15 protein-coding genes and 1 tRNA gene are annotated in these 20,486 nt (G+C 53.0%); 7 read left to right on the forward strand and 9 right to left on the reverse strand.

All coding sequences use genetic code 11. From position 1 onward, the window contains the following. Positions 1 to 32 precede the first annotated feature (32 nt). Positions 33 to 2,441 carry an LPS-assembly protein LptD gene (locus CJO09_RS10190; RefSeq protein WP_119442234.1) on the reverse strand — a complete coding sequence of 803 codons (2,409 nt, stop codon included), beginning with the start codon at positions 2,439 to 2,441 and terminating at the stop codon, positions 33 to 35. Positions 2,442 to 2,584: 143 nt separating this feature from the next. Between CJO09_RS10190 and CJO09_RS10195 the strand changes: the two genes are divergently transcribed. The 3 genes from CJO09_RS10195 to CJO09_RS10205 are packed head-to-tail and all read left to right on the forward strand — an operon-like array spanning position 2,585 to position 5,102. Beyond that, positions 2,585 to 3,640 carry an aminoglycoside phosphotransferase family protein gene (locus CJO09_RS10195; RefSeq protein WP_119442235.1) on the forward strand — a complete coding sequence of 352 codons (1,056 nt, stop codon included), beginning with the start codon at positions 2,585 to 2,587 and terminating at the stop codon, positions 3,638 to 3,640. After that, a complete protein-coding gene (murU, locus tag CJO09_RS10200; RefSeq protein WP_119442236.1) occupies positions 3,640 to 4,335 on the forward strand; it encodes an N-acetylmuramate alpha-1-phosphate uridylyltransferase MurU in 696 nt (231 codons plus the stop codon). Before CJO09_RS10195 ends, murU begins: the two co-directional genes overlap by 1 nt. 59 nt (positions 4,336 to 4,394) lie before the next feature. Then, positions 4,395 to 5,102 (forward strand): DUF6776 family protein, encoded by a 708-nt coding sequence (locus tag CJO09_RS10205; protein WP_119442237.1) that lies wholly within the window; start codon positions 4,395 to 4,397, stop codon positions 5,100 to 5,102. A 24-nt stretch (positions 5,103 to 5,126) separates the two neighbouring features. Here CJO09_RS10205 and CJO09_RS10210 read toward each other — a convergent pair whose 3' ends face one another. The 4 genes from CJO09_RS10210 to CJO09_RS10225 all read right to left on the reverse strand — a co-directional run bounded on the left by CJO09_RS10210 (position 5,127) and on the right by CJO09_RS10225 (position 9,999). Then, positions 5,127 to 5,570, reverse strand: a complete 444-nt coding sequence (locus CJO09_RS10210; protein WP_119442238.1) for a cupin domain-containing protein — start codon at positions 5,568 to 5,570, stop codon at positions 5,127 to 5,129. 122 nt (positions 5,571 to 5,692) lie between these two features. Beyond that, positions 5,693 to 5,768 (reverse strand) — tRNA-Lys (locus CJO09_RS10215). A gap of 93 nt (positions 5,769 to 5,861) precedes the next feature. Beyond that, positions 5,862 to 8,081, reverse strand: a complete 2,220-nt coding sequence (locus tag CJO09_RS10220) for a glycoside hydrolase family 31 protein (RefSeq protein WP_391523646.1) — start codon at positions 8,079 to 8,081, stop codon at positions 5,862 to 5,864. Positions 8,082 to 8,205: 124 nt separating this feature from the next. Next, the gene (locus CJO09_RS10225) at positions 8,206 to 9,999 is read right to left on the reverse strand and encodes an FAD-dependent oxidoreductase (protein ID WP_119442240.1); all 1,794 of its coding nucleotides are present in this window, start codon (positions 9,997 to 9,999) and stop codon (positions 8,206 to 8,208) included. Between the two features lie 65 nt (positions 10,000 to 10,064). Between CJO09_RS10225 and CJO09_RS10230 the strand changes: the two genes are divergently transcribed. From CJO09_RS10230 to mgtE, 3 genes are read left to right on the forward strand one after another with little or no spacing between them, the layout of a single operon-like run. After that, a complete protein-coding gene (locus CJO09_RS10230; protein ID WP_119442241.1) occupies positions 10,065 to 10,904 on the forward strand; it encodes an inositol monophosphatase family protein in 840 nt (279 codons plus the stop codon). Between the two features lie 33 nt (positions 10,905 to 10,937). Further along, positions 10,938 to 12,134, forward strand: coding sequence for a M20 aminoacylase family protein (locus tag CJO09_RS10235; RefSeq protein WP_119442242.1), 1,197 nt, complete (start codon positions 10,938 to 10,940; stop codon positions 12,132 to 12,134). A 16-nt stretch (positions 12,135 to 12,150) separates the two neighbouring features. Then, complete coding sequence (gene mgtE / locus CJO09_RS10240; RefSeq protein WP_119442243.1) at positions 12,151 to 13,638, forward strand: magnesium transporter; 1,488 nt, start codon at positions 12,151 to 12,153, stop codon at positions 13,636 to 13,638. Positions 13,639 to 13,719: 81 nt separating this feature from the next. On the opposite strand, the gene secA is transcribed toward mgtE, so the two are convergent. Together secA and CJO09_RS10250 are read right to left on the reverse strand one after the other, a co-directional pair. Next, positions 13,720 to 16,479, reverse strand: coding sequence for a preprotein translocase subunit SecA (gene secA, locus CJO09_RS10245; RefSeq protein ID WP_119442244.1), 2,760 nt, complete (start codon positions 16,477 to 16,479; stop codon positions 13,720 to 13,722). A 48-nt stretch (positions 16,480 to 16,527) separates the two neighbouring features. After that, positions 16,528 to 17,517 carry a M23 family metallopeptidase gene (locus tag CJO09_RS10250; protein ID WP_245961291.1) on the reverse strand — a complete coding sequence of 330 codons (990 nt, stop codon included), beginning with the start codon at positions 17,515 to 17,517 and terminating at the stop codon, positions 16,528 to 16,530. A gap of 20 nt (positions 17,518 to 17,537) precedes the next feature. Here CJO09_RS10250 and CJO09_RS10255 point away from each other — a divergent pair, with 20 nt between their 5' ends. Beyond that, complete coding sequence (locus CJO09_RS10255; RefSeq protein ID WP_119442245.1) at positions 17,538 to 18,029, forward strand: DciA family protein; 492 nt, start codon at positions 17,538 to 17,540, stop codon at positions 18,027 to 18,029. 26 nt (positions 18,030 to 18,055) lie between these two features. Here the strand turns inward: CJO09_RS10255 and lpxC are convergent, their stop codons facing one another. Both lpxC and ftsZ read right to left on the reverse strand, forming a co-directional pair. After that, positions 18,056 to 18,979: a UDP-3-O-acyl-N-acetylglucosamine deacetylase gene (lpxC, locus tag CJO09_RS10260; protein WP_119442246.1), complete on the reverse strand. Its 924-nt coding sequence runs from the start codon at positions 18,977 to 18,979 to the stop codon at positions 18,056 to 18,058. Between the two features lie 240 nt (positions 18,980 to 19,219). After that, the gene (ftsZ, locus tag CJO09_RS10265; RefSeq protein ID WP_114421133.1) at positions 19,220 to 20,392 is read right to left on the reverse strand and encodes a cell division protein FtsZ; all 1,173 of its coding nucleotides are present in this window, start codon (positions 20,390 to 20,392) and stop codon (positions 19,220 to 19,222) included. Between the last annotated feature and the right edge of the window lie 94 nt (positions 20,393 to 20,486).

Consider the following 20,486-nt stretch of genomic DNA (forward strand, 5'->3'; position numbering starts at 1 on the left):
CGCAAGCCGGCGTTTTACGGACAAAACAAACATTATTCATACCTCTCGAAAGTGGTTGTGTCGGGGATGGGCGGCGTAGCCGACTGATACCCACGTATATTACGCCCCAGGAACCCAAGTGGATCGGTACCCAGCGAACCAAGACCATTCAACTCCAACTGCAGGAACAAAGCCGTATTCTTGTCTCCGAGCGATACGGCATAACGCTGGAATACAACGCGAGCTGCCCAGCAACAGTCACCCTGATACTCCAGCCCCATAATGGATTGGGTGGTGCGCTTTTCATCAATAGCGTAATCGATTCGGCCCATGAGTGAAATTTTAGAGGTGAGCGGCCACTGGCCCGAGACACTAACTTGCTCTTTGGTTAAATTAGGGTCGTTGGGACCATAAACATAATCTGGGTTGGATACCTGTCTTGGATCACGCTCGTATCGATAGGAGGCGGACAACGTGGCCAACCGTTTGGGATTCCAGCGCAAACCCGCCGTCATTCTATTGCGGTCGTTCGATTCGGGGTTGAATTGCGCATCAAAACGCACATTGAGCTTATCAGTGAGGGCCGCATTCACTCCCACCAGGTAATCCGATTTTTTATCCGTACGGGGAGCACCGCCAGGTAACGTAACACGCCGGTCATCGAAGTAGATTCTCTGGGCGGCCGATAACGACAGCCTTTCGAAACCCGTATCGGCATCCAGCCACCGCGTGGTAAGACCCACGGTTAACTGGTTGGCGTCGGCAATTCTGTCCCAGCCGCCGCTGAAATAGTTTTCATCGAAGGCTTGGGCAAAATTGAACGTTGCAATACCCGTATCATAAACAGGCAGATTGTCTTGGTCGCGATAGGGGACTCTTAAATAATAGAGGCGCGGCTCTAATGTTTGAACAGAAGGGTTACCAAAGAAATGGGTGTCTCGTTCGAACATGAGGCCCGAATCAATCGAAAACAAAGGCACCACGCGCGACTCCGACCCCGGCCGGCCCGAAAACTGCGGGAATTGACCAGGATACCAGTTGGTGTTGTACTGGCTCATGTGGAGCGCGGCTTTAGGTGTAACGTACCAACCCGGCTTGACGACGGGAAAGGAAATGGCGTTGTACGACGTCATGCGCGTACCGTCGGGCCTTAAACGTTGGCCATCCACCAAGCCCGGATAACCCCCACCTTTATACCGGGGCATCACAAACTTGGTTGCATAGTTCAACGACACCAGATCAAAACCATTCCAATCGTAACGGGCGCCGCGAACAAAGAGCTCCGGCTCTTTGTTGAATTGCGGATAACGATACGACGCGCCGGCTGTCGTATCCTGAATTGTTTGATAAGTGTAATGTTGGACTGAGGCCTGCCAATAAGGGCTCCCGGCCCAGCCCACTGTTAAAACGCGCGGCAGATAGTCGATGGAAGCCTGGTTTACGCCAATGGTTGAAAAATCACGAAAATAATTGTCATCAGACACCGCGTTAATGTCGGCCGAAGCATAAAACCCATGCCCGAAACGATGCTCATGACGCCAGGTATACATCCAACGCTTTTCTTGCGTTTGCTTGTCGTTGGGAAGATAAGTGCCTGCCAGCATACCGCTGTAGGACCGCCCTAAATAGCGGTACTCAGCCCCAAGTTGCAAACCCCTTTTGGACATGTAGCGCGGTGTTAACGTTAAATCGTAATTGGGCGCCAAATTAAAATAATACGGTAAGGCGAACTCGTAGCCTGAATTACTTGACCCTCCATAACTGGGGATCAGGAAACCAGATTTGCGCTCTTTGCGGATAGGAAACGACAAATAAGGTGATGCCAGAATCGGCACGCCTTTGAAAAACAGCACCCCGTTACGAGCCACGCCTTCGTTCTCGTCGAAGTCAAAATCAACGCGGGGAGCCGATATATACCAAGCCGGATCGGGGCATGGGCATGCGGCGTATTCCATATCGGTCATGCGCATTTGCGACCGACTAAAAACCTGCGTTAAGGCCGACGTCCCCGAACCACCGCCGGCACCCAACCAGAAATCAGCATTTGTGATTTCCCCTGTTTCACTATCGAGGTTGTAGTGAATTTCCGGGCCTTTTACAACGTTACCGTCGCGCATCAGGTAACCATCACCCCAAACGTCAACCTGCCCGGTTCCACGTTGGTAATCGATACGTTGACCTTTGACCACCGCGTCGTTGCGCCGAACCTCGGCATTGCCGGTAAGAATAATTTTATCGTCGGTATCGTTCTCTAATTTGTCAGAAATCGTAAACGCCGATAGCTCGCTTTCCGGTACTCCGCCATGAACATTCAACCGGCTGGACTCGCGCAACCCCTGATCGGCTGCCGGTATTTCCGAGATGCGCATCGACGGGACCGGTTCGGCAAACTGCTGCCCACTGGCCTTTGCCGCAGACAAAACACTTACCGCCAGAAACACCGACCAACAGACAAAACGCACGAGAAATCAACCCCACGAAACAGTTATTATTTTGGCACTGTGGCCGCAACGAAAGAAACAGCAACCCGGTATTATAGGAGAACCTGACCAAACCTCCAGTTTGCCGTTACAAAAGAACTTTTGCTTATTTTTTCTTACCGAACATGACTCAACACAGCACGCAGCAACCTCCCGACCATCGCCTGACTCAGTTAAAGGAATGGCTCCAACGCACAACGCCCTCAATGGGTATTGCACTTGAAACACTGGAACCCGCCTCCAGCGACGCCAGCTTTCGACGTTATTTCCGGGTAAAAGCGCATGATCGCACCCTAATTGTTATGGATGCGCCACCCACGCAGGAAAATTGCGAACCATTTTTACACGTAACGGCTTTGCTGCGCGACGTCGGTTTGAATGTTCCCACCATTTTGGCCCAAAACCTTCAGCACGGCTTCCTGCTTTTATCCGACCTGGGGCCTCAAACTTATTTCCAGGCAATCCAAACCGGTCTGCCCGACGCCGTCTTGCAGGCACGCTACAAAGAGGCGTTATCGGCGCTGGCTACCATGCAAACAGCGCAAACCTCCGGCCTACCCTTTTACGACAAGCCTCGCATGCTCACGGAACTATCCCTATTCCCGGAGTGGTATGTAGAACGTCATTGCAACGCGACGCTTACCGGACAAGAAAAAGACGACCTTAACAACCTTTTCCAAGCGCTCGTGAACGATAACGTTCGCGCTGAAAAAGTACTGGTTCATCGCGATTTTCACTCGCCTAACCTGATGCTCTGCACCGAACCCCGATTCGGAGCGAACCCAGGCATTATTGATTACCAGGATGCCTTGGCCGGCCCGATCACCTACGACATTGCCTCGCTTGTTATGGACGCAAGAACCAGTTGGGAAGAACCACAGCAGTTGGACTGGGCCATACGTTACTGGGAGGAAGCACTCAAACTTGGGTTGCCTGTCGACAAAGATTTCGCAGACTTCCATCGCGCTTATGAATGGATGAGCCTGCAACGTAACTTACGCATTCTCGGCGTATTCGCCCGACTTTCTTTACGCGACGGCAAACACCATTACCTCGACCACATCCCTCGGGTCATGACCTATGTGCGGCAGGTCGCCGACCGATACGGCGAATTCAAGGCACTTCTACGGCTTCTCGACCGCCTTGAAGGCAAAACCCGCGTGATGGGATTGTCGCTGTAATGCGGGCAATGATTCTGGCAGCGGGGCGCGGTGAACGTATGCGACCTCTAACCGACCATACGCCCAAACCCCTGTTGCCCGTAGCAGGAAAGCCCCTGATTGTCTGGCATATTGAGCGGCTGGTAGAAGCGGGCATTACCGAAATTGTTGTTAACCATGCTTGGTTGGGTAAAAAGATTGAAGCCGCATTGGGCAACGGATCGGCATTCGGCGCAACACTGGAATACTCCCCCGAAGAACATGCCCTGGAAACGGCCGGCGGCATTGCCAAGGCCCTGCCACTGCTTGGAGAGCAGCCATTTTTAGTTATGAACGGTGACGTGTGGTGCGATTGGTTGCCGCGTCATGCCGCAAAACATGCCCACACGCTGCAAGAACAAGAAAAAAACGCGTGGCTGCTTTTGGTTGACAACCCCGACCACCATCCCAACGGCGATTTTTATCTTGATACAACTGATGAACTTCGTCACAGCAATGGGTGTCGTACTGATCGTAAGCTTACATTTTCAGGAATTGGTGTATATCAACCCGCTATGTTTTCCAGTATCCCCAGCAATGAGCCCGCTCGTCTTGCGCCTGTTCTGTGTAAAGCCATGGACAAGCACGAGGTGATCGGAGCGCATTACAATGGTTACTGGATCGACGTCGGCACACCCGATCGTCTCCACGTACTGGAACGCAAACTCCAGTTTTAATCGCTTCCGGCGCACACTATTCTGATCTCACGACCTGCGCAACACTCAGGACTCAAGCAATGGCATTATTTGGCTCATCAAATCGCAACACCTTCAAACCCACCCCTTATGGCGCAACCCGCAAGAAACGGCGGATACCGCGCTGGTTAATCCTGATGCTGACCGGCATTGTTCTGGGTGCGGGCGGCGTATTATTCGTGCAAACAAGTTACGGACCCACCCTGCTCACAGTCGAGCAAGCCGAACAACTGCGCCAAGACCTGAACAGCGCCAACCTTGACAAACAACGTCTGCAATCGCAACTGAACCGGACTACGCACGAACTAAAAGAAAGCCAGGCAGCGCTGGTTGAACAGACCGAGCGCGCCACAACGGCGCAAGAGGCGGCAGAGAGCCTCAAGGACGACGTTCTGCTGTTGGCGGGCGCGGTTGCACCCGACCCCCGAGGCACCTCTCCGGGAATTCGGGCGGCTGACTTCACCAATGCTCAGGGCCAATTAAATTACAAACTGCTCGTTATGCAAGACAACCCCGAGGCACCCACCTTTAACGGCGTCATGGATTTTGCGGTTGCAGGACGCTACCCGAATGGTCGAGCCACCACTTTGGATATCCCGGTTGGCGATGTCAATATCGGATACTACTCACAGCTGTCAGGCAATGTTGAACTGCCGGATGGATTCACAGCAACACAGGTGACGATTCGTATTCGTCCGGGAGCGGATGAATCGATTGCGGCCACCCGTACCATTCGTGTGCCTCGCTAACAGCGGGCCCGGGTCGGCGCTGATTCAATGACCCGGGCCATTTAACGACTGGCCTTTCACCCCGGCATAAAAAACAATGAGCTCAACGGCTTGCGAACCACTTGTTCCGCGGTGAACTGTATCAACGGTTTCAGGCAGAGTGTCACCCTCCGACAACAATAACTTTTGGCCCGATTGCGTCTCAACGGTTAAGCTGCCACGTACAACATAGGCGGCATTCGGCATTGGATGCGTATGCCATGGCAAGGTTGTGTTTGGAGGAATGTCAATTTTAAGAATCGAAATCTCAGGGCGCCCGGTTGGATAAGGCCCATAATCAACGCCATCCCACGATTGCGTTGTTTTCATCAGTGTTTCAACTTTTACGCTATTGCTCTCATTCTTGTTTTTTTGAAGAGCATCAGCAGCAAAGGCTGAACCGGCCCAGCATTGAAGTGCAAGCAAATAAAGACACAAACACCGCTTCATATTTTGCCTCCTGGCAAAAACGGGAACCGGCTCATACTATCAGGTGACATAAGTTCGATAAAGCCCAAAAACACAAAAGGCCGCGCTTTGAAACGCGGCCTTAAGGGCAATTTAATTAGGTTTGGTGGGCTGACTGGGACTCGAACCCAGGACCAACGGATTAAAAGTCCGGTGCTCTACCAACTGAGCTATCAGCCCGACCGAAGAACAAGATTATGAAGTAATTTTATTTAAGTGTCAAACGACTTTGAAAAAATTAATACGCTGAAGTCGGACCATACCATTTCAACCTTATCGCATGCGTGAAATGCGCACCTCAGCGCCACGACGTTTAACCTCCAAACCTTCGGAAGGCAGTATTTTCAACCCTTCCAAACCTTTGATGTAGCTGGACCCTTGCATCTGCATCACGCGGATTTTATTGCGCATTGCCGCAGGACTATGCTCCGGCATGCCAAACAACCAGACCTCGTCCAGCAAACGCGCCGAGTTGAATTCGGACGTACGGGGTGCATACGGCCCCAAACACAACATATGACCCTCGCGCCCGAATACCGGCAGAGCATCCAATCCAAACTCAACCTCCAGAACCGTCCCACCCTCATAACGCCATCCGGTATTTAAATCCCACCATCCGGAACCTTCCGGCAAATAAACCTTTACCTTCCCACCTGGCTGAGTAAAAGGTGCGACGAGTAAAGCTGGACCAAACATATACTGCGTGTCCCAACCATGAGCTGCAGGGTCGTCTGGAAAGGCAAGCAACATGGAGCGTTGAACAGGCAACCCTGTGCGAACCGCATCCTCGATGATGCCAAGCGTGTAGGGAATTAAACGATAACGCCACTGCAACCAATGTTGCACCAGCGCTTGCGTCTTTTGATCGAAGGCCGTCGGCAACAAGGCGGGTACGGCCTGAAAACTGAAGTTACCCGAGAAAACCAGGCAAGATAACCAACGAATATAAAGTTCAGGGGTCATCTCACGCACCGGCTGCGCAGCATTCCCCAATGTGTGCATTTGCACCGGCACGGCACTTGCTCCCAGGGCCAATGCCGTTCGTAACGAATGCGTGAGGCCCGACCAGTCGTTACCAACATCGGGGCCCATTTGCCACGCATAACGTTGCACTGCAGGAAATAAATCACTGCTCAGCACAATACCTTCCTGCGGGGTTTTATGGCCGGCAAAAGCATCAAACAATGCATTACGCGCCAGCATTGGGTAAACCACACGCAAGACCGAGCCGCACTCCCCACCCCGAGCGGTAATGCCGTCTGGGATATCGTATTGCGCATTGCACATAGGCGCAGCAATACCTTCATCGAACATCTGCCTCTGGCGTTCGGACCAGAGCTTGTAAACGTCTTTATTGGTTAAGTCCAATAAACCGTATGAACGCCCCCCACTTAACTCATCACCCGGAAACACATGGGCTTCGCCGCTATCATCATTTATCAGTAACCAGCCCCGATCTTCCCATTCCTCGAACAATACGGTGCCAGTAAAAACACCTGGAAAGGTGGGAGCAACCAGTTGCACGTTCACCGACTCAAACACACTGCTCAGGCTGCGTGCATCCGCGGCACGTTGCGGATCCCATTCGAATGCGGGTTTGTCGTCTTGAAACGCATACGCCGCTGTACCGGTAAGACGAACAACATCGAATGAGAAGCCTCCTGAGCGCAGGCTTTGCGCAAGCGAATGAAGCGATTCAGTAGATTGCCCTGGTGCCTGGTCGAGCCATACACCCATCGGCCATAGCCCCGGTTGACCGGCGCGTCCCGTCAGTGCGGTATATTGATTCAAGATTTCGGCCGGATCCCCCACAAAAAGAAAGATATCAAAACCTCGATCCTCTATGGAAACTTGGCAATGATTTGGAGTGGTGCCGCCCAAGTCATAAACAATGCGCCCCAGCGTATTGACATAAACACCCCAGCCGGTTGGGCTCCAGAGCAAAGGCAAGGCCCGTTCTGCTGCGTGATCACTAGTGATACGTTCACCGCGTCGGTCGAGCGACCCCAATGTTTCACCCAATCCGCATAGAACCTCTTCATCGGCAAGCTCCAGGCAAGCATCCCAGCGCAGCCCCTGACCGGCGTCATGAACTCTAAGACCCGCATCATCCGCAGTACCCAGCACATAGTCATCGCCTTTATATAAGGACCATGACAAAGGCGAACGCATGATATCCAACACCATATCGCCCTGCTCAATACGCCACCCATCCCCTTCTTCCGGCATGAGGGAACTCACCGACAACTCACCCACCGGCTCCTGTCTGACAAGCAACATCTCGGCGTGTTGCCGGGCTCGAGATGTGAGTTTGTCAGCGTTCATGGAAGCGGCAGGCCCGCAACGCATGCGGAAAACCCCCGGCGCGTGCGCTTCAACACGAAACACGTGTTCCGTATTTTCCAGTTCAAAATCGACTGTTGTCGATTTTGCATTTAGGAACCGCGAAAGCATCATTGATTTCACGTTATCAGAGTCAGACTTAGTCGACACAACGAATCCTTGGGCATCAATCGCCTGAAAGCGTCCAAAAGAGCATATTTTGACGGATTTACGCCATAAAATAAAATCGCGAAGCAAAAAACATAATAATTAACTGAATTCAGAGCCAGTTCGGCTATCTGGGCAATAGCGCTGCAGATAGCTCTCGTTCCACAATAGCAGGTTCATCATTGAGCTTCGCCCCGATCAAATCGGCGGCCAAGGCCGCCCAGGTCAACCCCCTTGACCCGTAAGCAGTAGCCAGCCAAATATCGTGCTGCTGATATAACGGCCCGATTACGGGAAGCCGTCCCGTTACCACTGCGCGCCAGCCGGCCCATCCGCCGACAGCAGAGTCGGAATTCGATAGAGTCTGCCGGTGCGCCGGCAAGAAGTAACTCAGTTTACGAGCAATTTCCCGTTGCCCCTGGCGAGTCACTTCCGCGCGCGTCTGCTCCAAATCGTATGTCCCCCCGGCGGTGAGTAACCCCTCAACTTGCGGCAACCAGTAAGCCGAAGCGTCAAGCACGCACGCTGGTCCGCCATTAAAGCCGGCAGCATCGAAGTAACTGACCTGCCCTGGCACCGCCTGCAGACGCTCCAGCTTCGGAAAGTCTCCCGGCTCTGTAAGCCGGCAGAGCAATGATCCTATATTGCGCGCGTTGGCCAGAACCACAACCGACGCTTCATAGTTTGAGCCGCTTTCTGTCTTCAAGCCACACCCCCCCTCGCGAAACCGCGTGACCTCGGTAACGGTTTCCTCAACACAGGAAATCCCTGGGTGACTCAACAATGCCGGCAAAAGTCGGTTCGGTTTAACTAATAAACCAGACGCCCGATAGCAGCCTCCAAACTCCAGAAACTCGCCCGCTTTCTGCGATGCTGCTTCAGGCTTCAACCAACCAGCCCAATCATTTGGAAAGCCCAGACTCCAAAGCACTTCCTGCCACGACGCTATGTCACGATCCTGCGTGGGCAAGCCGAGTGTTCCGCATCGTATCGGACGAGCGGGCTCCTCCAATTGCGACCAGTTCGCCCAGGCGCGCGCGACGCCGACACGACTCAACCGCGCACGATAATCATCATCTTTGGAAAGATACGGTGATACCGCCGCCGCAAAATGCCCCGCATGCGCCCCTGCTTTACTTAACTTCAACATGGGATCGAAAACTTGCACATGATGCCCACGTTGCGCCAGCCCCCAGGCGATGGCCGCACCGGCCACACCGGCCCCAACCACCAGAACATCGGCACCAACAAAAGAAGACCGCCGGGTGTGGCATAAGCCGTCACGCAATCGCGCCCGCACAAATCCCTTAAACGCATTTCTAGCCCCTTGAATCTCGAAGCCCGACTGTTGCAATACACCCTGCAACCGTTGCGCATTATTGTCAACCAAACCTACAACCTCGGCACGTGCACCGGCAACACGCACTAATTTGCCAGCTGGTGAGGCACCCCCTGCCTCACCCAGAAAAGCGGCTGAATCTGACAACCAGAACACGTCGACAATCGCGTCCATTTGACGCAAAGCCACCGACAAAGGGTGAAAAATCAGCGTTAGCGTTACTGTGCCGCCTTCAAAACTAAGCTTGTGTACTCCCGGCAAAGCATCCGGCCATTGCGCCTCCAGTTGCGCCTCCAGACCCCGAAGCGACTGAGGAACTTGATCATCAGCCCCACCCTTTTTCAAAGCTGCCCAAGACTGCGGTGAAGAAAATGCAATGATCTGTAGCTTGGCACCGGGCGCACGATGGGAGCGCCAAAAAGACCATAGCGAAAGAAAGCGCATACCATCACCAAACGACGTATCGCAAACCGTCATACTATGCAGTCGTTCATCACAGGCAAGGCGAGCCGTTACTTTGACCCAATCCTCGGGCGACGCCGCCACGGATGCTGTTCCGTACAAATGCTCAGATTCCATCATTCTGTCAAAGACGCAGTGCACAATGTTGCGTAAACTATTGGTTCTTATCTAAATCTGCCCAGCCAATGAATAAAACCGCTTTGCATCTTAGTGAAAATCTTGAACTCGCGGTACGAGCCGCACGCGCGGGCGCGGCTGTGTTGCAATCGTACGCACACCGTCGCGCCGACCTGCTGATTGACAAAAAAGCGCGAAACGACCTGGTTTCGCAGGCAGACCACGAGGCTGAAGCCGCCATTATCGACGTCCTGAACTCAAGTACCAACACGTTTGGCATTATCGCGGAAGAGTCAGGCGGCACGACCCGGGAAACCGCAACATGGTACATTGATCCGCTGGACGGCACCACCAATTTCCTGCACGGAGTGCCGCATTATGCCGTGTCCATTGCACTGGTCGCCCATCGCGGTGCGATCGTGAACGGTGCACCGCTTGAACACGACACCCCCGTTGTTGCTGTCGTTTACGACCCCAACCAAGAGGAAATATTTTCGGCGTTATACAACACCGGCGCCTGGCTGAACGATCATCGCATCCAGTGTTCGCAAACAGAGTCGCTGGCTGAGGCACTACTGGCCACCGGGCTTCCATTTCGAGACTTTAGCTTCGCCGACAACTATATGCCGACGTTGCATGACGCGATACACACAAGCCGCGGCGTGCGGCGTTTCGGTTCTGCAGCACTCGATTTGGCCTGGACGGCATGCGGTCGCTTTGACGGCTACTGGGAAATGGGTTTGGCCTCGTGGGATGTCGCTGCGGGCACATTACTGGTGCGAGAGGCTGGTGGCGTTGCGGAAGACCTGCATCATCAAGAACCCTGGCCGATAGGCGGTTATGTTTATGCCGCCAACAAGAACCTGGCGCCGGCGCTTCACACTATGGCTGCCGCCCATTTAACATAGATATGCTTGTGCGCATTCAAACGAGTCCTTATCATGAAATTAATCGAACCGCTTATTGCCTGGAAGGATGAAATGACGGCTTTACGCCGGGACATTCATGCGCACCCGGAGCTGGCCTACGAAGAAGTGCGAACATCCGATGTTGTCGCCAAAAACCTTGAGTCATGGGGTATCCCTGTGCATCGCGGCCTTGGTATTACCGGCATTGTGGGTACCATTAAGGGTCGCAACGAGAACGGAAAGGCAGTGGGATTACGTGCCGACATGGACGCACTTCCCATGCAGGAAACGAATACATTCGAACATGCCAGCAAACATGAAGGCAAAATGCACGCGTGCGGACACGACGGCCACACCGCGATGTTATTGACTGCCGCACGCTACCTGGCTGAAAACCGCGATTTCGACGGCACCGTATATGTTATTTTCCAGCCTGCCGAAGAGGGCTTCAGTGGTGCGAAGCGCATGATAGACGACGGCCTTTTTGAAAAGTTTCCCATGCAGGCCGTGTTTGGGCTGCATAACTGGCCCGGCATGCCGGCGGGTACTTTCGGTATTGTTCCAGGCCCCATTATGGGTGGGAGCAATCTTTTCAAGATCACACTGGAAGGCAAAGGCGCCCACGCAGCAATGCCCAACTTGGGGCACGACCCAATCATGGCTGCCGTACAACTGGCCCAATCGTTACAAACCACCATTACGCGCAACCTCGATCCACTCGACCCTGCTGTGCTTAGCATCACCCAAATTCACAGTGGAACGGCCGACAACGTTATTCCGGATAACGCCGAACTCCGGGGCACGGTTCGGACACTCTCGGAAGAGGCGTTGGACCTAATCGAAAGGCGCATGGCTGAAATCACCGACCTGACCGCCCAAGCCTTCGACTGTCAGTCCAACTTTGTTTTCTCGCGAAAATACCCACCCACAATCAATCACGCAAATGAAGCGGCCCTTTGCGTGGAGGTTGCAAAATCAATTGTCGGGCCCGAAAACGTCGATCAAACCATCCGGCCGTCCATGGGGGCGGAAGACTTTGCCTTTATGCTTAAAGCCAAACCCGGGTGTTATGTATGGCTTGGAAACGGCGACGGTGACCACCGCTCCAAAGGACACGGACTGGGCCCGTGCACACTGCACAACGGCAGTTACGACTTCAACGATAATCTTCTGCCAATTGGTGCCAGCTACTGGGTGGAACTGGCAAAGCGTTGGCTGGCCAAAACTTAATCGGGAATAACTGATTATGCAGCATCCCCCCGAAGAGCACGCTGTAACGCCTGCGGAACCCATTGTCATTCCCCGCCGCCTTGACCCGGAAGACGCCCAACTTGCATTGCAAAAACTGCAGGCCATCCTGAAACGCGAGGAAGTGGCGGAAGCGCTCGCTCATCGTCAAGAAAATGATGACGATGAATCCAACCTGCTGGAAGGCATGTTGCAGCGCCGTCATGAAAACGAAATCAAGTCCATTGTAAATAGTCTGCACCCATCAGACATTGCCTTTATCCTGGAATCACTACCGGTTAACGAGCGCCAAGCGGTCTGGCAATTGGTCAACCCCGAATTCGACGCTGACGTTCTGCTGGAAGTCGATGATTGGGCTCGTGAGTCGCTGATTAAAACAATGGATCTGCAAGATCTCGTCGCAGCGACGGGAACGATGGATGCAGACGAAATCGCCGATCTGGTTCCTGACCTGCCCCCCGACGTCATTGCTGAAGTGCAAAAAGGCCTGACCGACGAAGAGCGTGCGCAGTTGATTGAGGCCATGGGATACCCGGAAGGTACTGTGGGCGCAATCATGGACTTCGAAATGGTTCGAGTTCGTGAGGACGTGTCGCTGGAGGTGGTTTTGCGCTACCTGCGCCGATTACAGGAACTACCTGATCATACCGACCAAATCTTCGTTGTCGATCGCCAAGACAAACTTCAAGGTGTATTGCCCGTCTCCAAGCTTTTGGTCAGTGAACCGGAAATCGACGTGGCGCAAGTCATGCAAACCGACTTCCTCACACTCAGCCCCTTGGATTCTGACGCCGATGCCGCCGGCGCCTTTGAACGTTATGACCTGGTTTCAGCACCGGTAATTGACGATCATGGTCGCCTGATTGGCCGCGTCACGATTGCTGAAGTCGTCGACGTGATTCAGGAAGACTCACAAGAACAAGCCCTGTCACGTGCGGGCCTGCAAGAAGAAGACATTTTTGCCCCTGCCCTGACCGCCTTGCGCAACCGTGCTCCCTGGCTGCTCGTGAATCTGGCCACAGCTTCAACCGCGGCCTTCATCGCATCACGCTTCGAAGATACCGTTAGCCAAATTGTGATTCTGGCATTTCTTATGTCTATTGTTGCCGGGATTGCCGGCAACTCGGGCAATCAAACCATGACCATGGTTATCAGGGCCATTGCCGTGGGTCGTGTCAGTGGTGCCAGCACCTGGAACCTCGTAAAGCGTGAAATAAAAATCACTTTAATGGTCGGTTTTTGTGGCAGCCTTGTTGCTGCCGCATTCGCCTGGGCGATTTCACAATCATGGGCCATCGCGCTGGTTATGATGGTCGCCATGATTGGAAACATGTTAATGGGTGCGGCACTCGGCGTTCTTATACCCGTGTTACGCGACCATTTCGGCAAAGACCCCGCCATGGGATCGTCGGTGCTTCTTACGTTCGTTACCGACTCCCTTGGATTTTTCTTGTTTTTAGGGCTTGCTTCGATTTTCCTGTTGTAATGCAACCAGCCGTCACTGCCACAATTGAAAAAGCCTGGTTAAAAACCAGGCTTTTTCAATTCAACTAACAACAATATCGGTTCAGGCTATCCGCCCATGACAATGTTTGTACTTCTTCCCACTGCCACATGGGCAAGGTTCATTACGCCCGACCTTGGGAACCGCACCAGCAGATGCCGCCCCACCAGACGCCGGCTGCGTTGCACCCAACGGCTCTTCCGCAATGCCGGGATCCTCACCACTTAACGCGGCATCATAATCAGAATGGTGATAGGTAACACCTTCCACACTTTCAGGCTCGGTTTGAGCAACTTGTTCCGGTGTTTGAATCCGTACAGTGAGTAGCACCCTAACGACATCCGTACGAACGCGATCAAGCATCCCAGAGAAAAGCTCAAACGCTTCACGCTTGTACTCCTGCTTCGGGTCTTTCTGCGCATAACCACGCAAGTGAATGCCCTGACGCAGATGATCAAGAGACGAAAGATGGTTACGCCAATGCGTATCAATTGACTGCAGCAACACCGACCGCTCAAAAGGAGCCCAGTTATCACGGCCAACCAATTCAACCTTAGTACTGTAAACACGGTTGGCCTCCGCCAAAACGCGCTCCAACAGGTCTTCATCAGTTAAATTAGGCTCTTTCTCCGCCCAATCCACCAGCGCCACCTCGATGCCCCAGTCGGACTCCAATACCGATTGCAGACCGGCAACGTCCCACTGCTCTTCCATCGATTCCGCAGGGATATAGGCATGAAAAACTTCCGTGATCGTGGCGCTAAGCAGGTTCAGCACCATTTCACCGACATCTTGTGCCTCTAAAACCTCATTTCGCTGCGCATACAAAACCTTGCGCTGATCATTGGCAACGTCATCGAACTGCAACAGTTGTTTGCGAATATCGAAGTTCCGCGCTTCTACCTTGCGTTGGGCGGATTCAATTGACCGGGATACCATTTTGGCTTCAATAGGCTCACCCTCGGGCAAACGCAAACGCTCCATAATGGCGCGAACGCGATCACCCGCGAAAATGCGCATGAGCGAATCTTCCAACGACAAATAGAAACGAGTTGAACCCGGGTCGCCCTGACGCCCTGCACGACCGCGCAATTGATTGTCGATACGGCGTGACTCGTGGCGCTCGGTACCTATAATACGCAAACCGCCGGCAGCCTTAACCGCCTCATTTGCAGGAGCCCATTCATCGCGAATTTGCTGGATGCGCGCCTCTTTTTCTTGCGCGCTTAAGTCGGCATCGGCACGGACAAGGGCAATTTGCTTTTCGACACTTCCGCCCAACACAATGTCAGTACCACGACCGGCCATATTGGTTGCAATCGTGATACGACCAGGCTTACCGGCTTCAGCCACAATTTCCGCTTCACGCGCATGTTGCTTTGCGTTCAACACTTCATGCGCCAGTTTTTCGCGCTTGAGCATCGAGGACAAACGCTCGGAATTTTCGATACTCGTCGTACCTACCAAAACGGGCTGACCACGCTCCTGGCAATCTTTCATGTCAGCCAGAATAGCGTTGTACTTCTCGTTATCGGTTTTGAAAACCTGATCGTTCTGATCAACACGAATCATCGGCTTATTGGTTGGAATAATAACCGTTTCCAACCCGTAAATTTCCTGGAATTCATAGGCTTCCGTGTCGGCCGTCCCCGTCATCCCCGCCAACTTGTCATACATACGGAAATAGTTCTGGAAGGTAATAGACGCCAACGTTTGATTCTCGTTCTGAATCGTCACGCCTTCTTTGGCTTCCACCGCCTGATGCAAACCATCGGACCAACGACGCCCTACCATCAGACGCCCTGTGAATTCGTCAACAATCACCACCTCGTTGTCGGTAACAACGTAGTGCTGATCACGAAAAAACAGATTATGAGCACGCAGTGCCACCATAAGATGATGAATGAGCGTGATGTGACGCGGATCGTATAACGACTCGCCTTCAGGCAAAAGACCCAAACGCGAAAGGATTTCCTCGGCCTGCTCCATGCCGGACTCGGACAAGTGTACTTGCTGACCTTTTTCATCAACCCAAAAATCACCTTCCGGCTCCGGCTCATGCGGTTTGGGCTCCGACGCCATGCGTGTGAGCATGGGAGGCACGGCATTCATTCGAACATAAACTTCGGTATGATCTTCGGCCTGCCCCGAAATAATCAACGGTGTGCGCGCTTCGTCGATAAGAATAGAGTCAACTTCGTCGACAATAGCGAAGGACAAACTTCGTTGACGACGGTCTTCCGCGCGATACTCCATATTGTCGCGCAAATAATCGAAACCAAACTCGTTGTTAGTCCCGTATGTGATGTCGGCACGATACGCGTCCACTTTTTCTTGAGGATCCTGCTGAGGGACGACGACGCCCACACTCAAACCGAGGAAGTTATACAACTGCCCCATCCATTCCGCATCGCGACGCGCAAGGTAATCGTTCACCGTCACAACATGCACACCCTTAGACGCAAGAGCGTTCAAGTACACGGCTAATGTTGCCATTAGCGTTTTACCTTCCCCGGTGCGCATCTCGGCAATTTTTCCGTGGTGCAAGGCAATCGCACCCATAAGTTGCACATCAAAATGCCGCATACCAAATACGCGTTTGCTGGCCTCGCGGACAACGGCAAATGCCTCTGGTAACAGTTGGTCGAGCGTTGAACCCGAAGCCAACTGCTCTCGAAACTGAACGGTTTTGTTTTTCAGGTCTTCGTCGGAAACCGCTTCAAGAGACGGCTCAAGCGCATTAATTTGCCCGACCTGTTTGCGGTACTGCCTGAGGATTCGATCGTTGCGACTACCAATAAGCTTTTTGAGCAGGGAAACCATAGATTTATTGTCTAAGTTGGCGGTTAAACCGCAGGAAAACAATACAGTTTAACGTACCTCGGCACTATCAGCTTGCAGATCATCTGAAGCGTCAGCCAAGCGGACTTCAGGCTCGTTGGGATCCGGCAAAAAAAGCGACGGATCCAGAGGCTGACCCGCGACCCGAACCTCGAAATGAAGATGTGGCCCCGTTGATTGGCCGGTAGAACCGACATTGGCAATAAGTTGCCCTTTTTCCACCAGATCACCCCTTTTAACCTGCAAGCTTGAGGCATGCGCATAAACGGTTACGAGATTGTGACTGTGCTGGATCTCGACGGTTTTGCCATAACCGGTCCGATAGCCGGCGAACACCACCATTCCACCCGACGCGGCATGAATCGGTGCGCCATGGGGTGCGGCAAAATCAAGCCCTTCGTGCATTTTGTTACGCCCCGAGATGGGGTGACGACGCCAACCATAAGATGACGTCATGTAAGGGAAGTCAACCGGAGACAACGAAGGAAGACTTGCTTCCAGGCCCGCGCGTCGCGTCATGACCATGTCAAGCATCGCCAGCCCATCGCGCTGTCGGTCGAGCCGTTGGGCCATCGTATCAAGTTCGCGCCCTAACTCTTCCGCTGAATCAAACACCATGGCCTGCGGCTTGTCATCGCTCACAACCGTGCTGCCATTCAGCGTTTCCTGTACTTCCGGGTTGGTATAGTTCACGCCCGCCACTTCAGCCAGACGCTTGCTGACGCCATCCATTTCAATAAGACGTGCCTGCAACTGCCCTACTTTCTCACCAAGTTGGTGCAGGCTGGCCTTAAGCATTTGCGACTCCAGCTCCAAACGGTCTTTTTCAGTCTGCCGAACGTCAAGGCTGACAAGTGTGGGAAGATTCGACATAATATGCTGACCATAAGCCCAGGCACCACCCAAAGCGGACAAAACCACCAAGCCCGCCAACACCGGCACAATCAGCCACACGCTAATGCCACGCTCAGCCAGGCGGGCCAAGCCGCCCGATCGCTCGTTTAACAAAATTATTCGCACTACTTATCCCTTTACCAACTATGTCCCGTTTCGCACGCAGCCATTCCCCTTCGAAAGAAAACAAGCAAAGCTTGTCGGCCATCGATTGGCTCGGCCAAAGTCGGCAAAGCGCCGACGTCCTGGCTACCGCCCGGAGAATGATTGAAATGGAGCATATTATTTCTCAGGCGCTACCTGGCAACCTCGCCATGGCCTGCCGAGTAGCCCGAGTCGACCATCAAGACCTTACACTGGCGGTTCCCAGCGCGGCTCATGCTGCAAAACTCAGACAACTTGCTCCCAGAATCGTTCAACGACTGGGTCAACACGGCTGGAACATTAACCAATTACAAGTCAAGGTTCAAGCCGGTTTAAACCAAAACGCAACAAATTTGTCACGCAAAAAAGAGGTCATTCCGCTTGATGAGCAGGCTTTGACCTCTTTCGAAGAGTTATATAGTAACACCCCACCCGGCCCTCTGGCTGAATCCCTGAAGCGCCTGATTGAGCGACACCGAGCTTCCCTAACGTAACACTGCTTAACGTAGAAAAGCCAGAGCTATGCCAGTTTCCACTCGCGGGTATAAGCTTTGGGGGCTGTCACAGCCGATTCATAACTGACCAGTTCCCATGCTGTTTCATCAGCCAACAATGCCCTGGCAAGCTGGTTATTCAGACCATGACCCGATTTACAAGCAACGTACCGCGCCACCAACGGCTTACCAATAAGGTATAAATCGCCAATGGCGTCAAGAATTTTATGCTTCACAAATTCGTCTTCGTAACGCAAGCCATCGGAGTTCAACACACGGAACTCATCCATGACAATGGCGTTATCGAGACTGCCTCCGCGAGCAAGCCCTGCAGCCAGCAATGCCTCAAACTCGTTCACAAAACCAAAGGTGCGTGCCCGCGCGATAGACTTGACGTATGAGTCATTGGCAAAATCAATTTCAGCAAAATTCGCCGTTGCATCGATTGCAGGATGATGGAAATCGATGGCAAAAGACAGGGCGAAACCATCATATGGCTCGAGCCGTGCCCATTTCTCGTCGCCCCCTTCACCTTCCCGAACTTCCACCGGTTTAAGAACGCGTAAAAACTTCTTGGCGGCAGGCTGCTCTTGAATACCCGCTGAACGCAGCAAATAAACAAATGTTCCCGCACTACCGTCCATAATAGGCACTTCCTCTGCTGTGAGGTCTATGTGCAGATTATCGATGCCCAAGCCCGCAAGCGCGGACATAAGATGTTCAACAGTGGAAACGCGAGCTGTTCCCTTTTGCAGAACTGACGCCATGCGCGTACCGCCCACCAGATGAGCCTGGGCGGGAAAATCGACCACTTCGGGCAGGTCAACCCGGTGGAAGACGATGCCCGTGTTGGGTTCTGCCGGGCGTAAGGTGATTTCAACCCGACGGCCGGAATGCAAACCCACGCCTTTGGTACTAATGGCGTTTTTCAGGGTGCGTTGACGTAACATAAACTGTTGAACAATAAAGAAAATGCCTTTTCAGGCGGAATATTCTTACTATTGTAACTTGATATGGGTAGTTTCCCCAATTTTTTCAAGCGACAAGCTGAAAAAAAGGTTTCAACGTGTTTTACAAACGTGCTGACCGAGCCGACCCCGGGGAGAGCCGACCCGGCCAACCGCGTGACTCATTTCGAAAAACTGAAAAGAGTCACGCTGGCGTGTGAGAGTCTACCTTCAAGCCTTGTTTTAATCGGCTTGTTTACGCAAGAATGCCGGAATATCGAAGTGATCCATACCGGCCGTTTCCAGTGCACGAACTTGCGCCGACGCCTGGCTTCGAGGGTTGCGGATAACTGTTGGAACTTCCGCGCTCTGCATGTCATGACCGGCATTCGTAAACGGCGCGTCATCCGTACCGGTCCTGCGCGCTTCCTGGTTGTTTTGAACCAGTTGTGGACGGCTGTTCGCACGGCCCAGGCCGGTAGCCACAACCGTAACACGCAGGCTCTCACCCATGGACTCATCGTAAGCCGTTCCGTAAATAACAGTTGCATCTTCGGCGGCATAGCCTCGGATCGTTTCCATGATCTCGCGAGTTTCACGCATTTTAAGCGTACGGCTGGCAGTGATATTTACCAGAATGCCGCGTGCGCCGTTCAGGTCGACACCCTCAAGCAATGGGCAAGCAATTGCCTGCTCGGCCGCTTCGCGCGCGCGATTTGCGCCAGACGAAATAGCCGTACCCATCATGGCCTGACCTTGTTCACCCATAATCGTCTTGACGTCTTCGAAGTCGACGTTCACATTGCCTTCGACATTGATGATCTCGGCAATACCTGCGCAAGCATTATGTAACACATCGTCAGCCGACTTGAAGCAGTCTTCCTGCGTCGCATCCTCGTCCATGAGGTCGTACAAATTTTCATTCAGAACGACGATCAGCGAATGAACGTGCTTGGCCAGCTCTGCAATCCCTTCCTCGGCCATTTTCAGACGACGCGAGCCTTCAAACGAGAATGGCTTGGTGACGACACCCACAGTGAGAATACCCAGTTCTTTGGCCACCTCGGCAACAACAGGACCTGCACCGGTACCTGTACCGCCGCCCATACCGGCAGTAATGAATACCATATTGGCGCCGTTCAATGCCGCGCGAATTTCTTCACGCGCTGTTTCGGCAGCCGCACGCCCCTGATCCGGCTTGGCACCGGCCCCCAGGCCGGTGCGGCCCAAACGAATTTGCACAGGCGCTTCGGTAGCGGCCAATGCCTGGGCATCGGTATTGGCGCAGATAAACTCCACGCCGCTAATCCCTGAACGAATCATGTGTGCAACAGCATTACCGCCTGCACCCCCTACGCCAACGACCTTGATGACCGTTCCGCTATTATTGGTATCGAGCATTTCGAAATTCATAATGTTGACTCCCTCACAAATCTGAATTAACAGTTATTAAGCAAAATTTAAAAGTCCCCAAACTACCTATTTGGAAATCGCTTCAAAAAAGATGCCA

It is taken from the genome of Neopusillimonas maritima (genome assembly GCF_003576595.1).
Taxonomy (GTDB): domain Bacteria; phylum Pseudomonadota; class Gammaproteobacteria; order Burkholderiales; family Burkholderiaceae_B; genus Neopusillimonas; species Neopusillimonas maritima.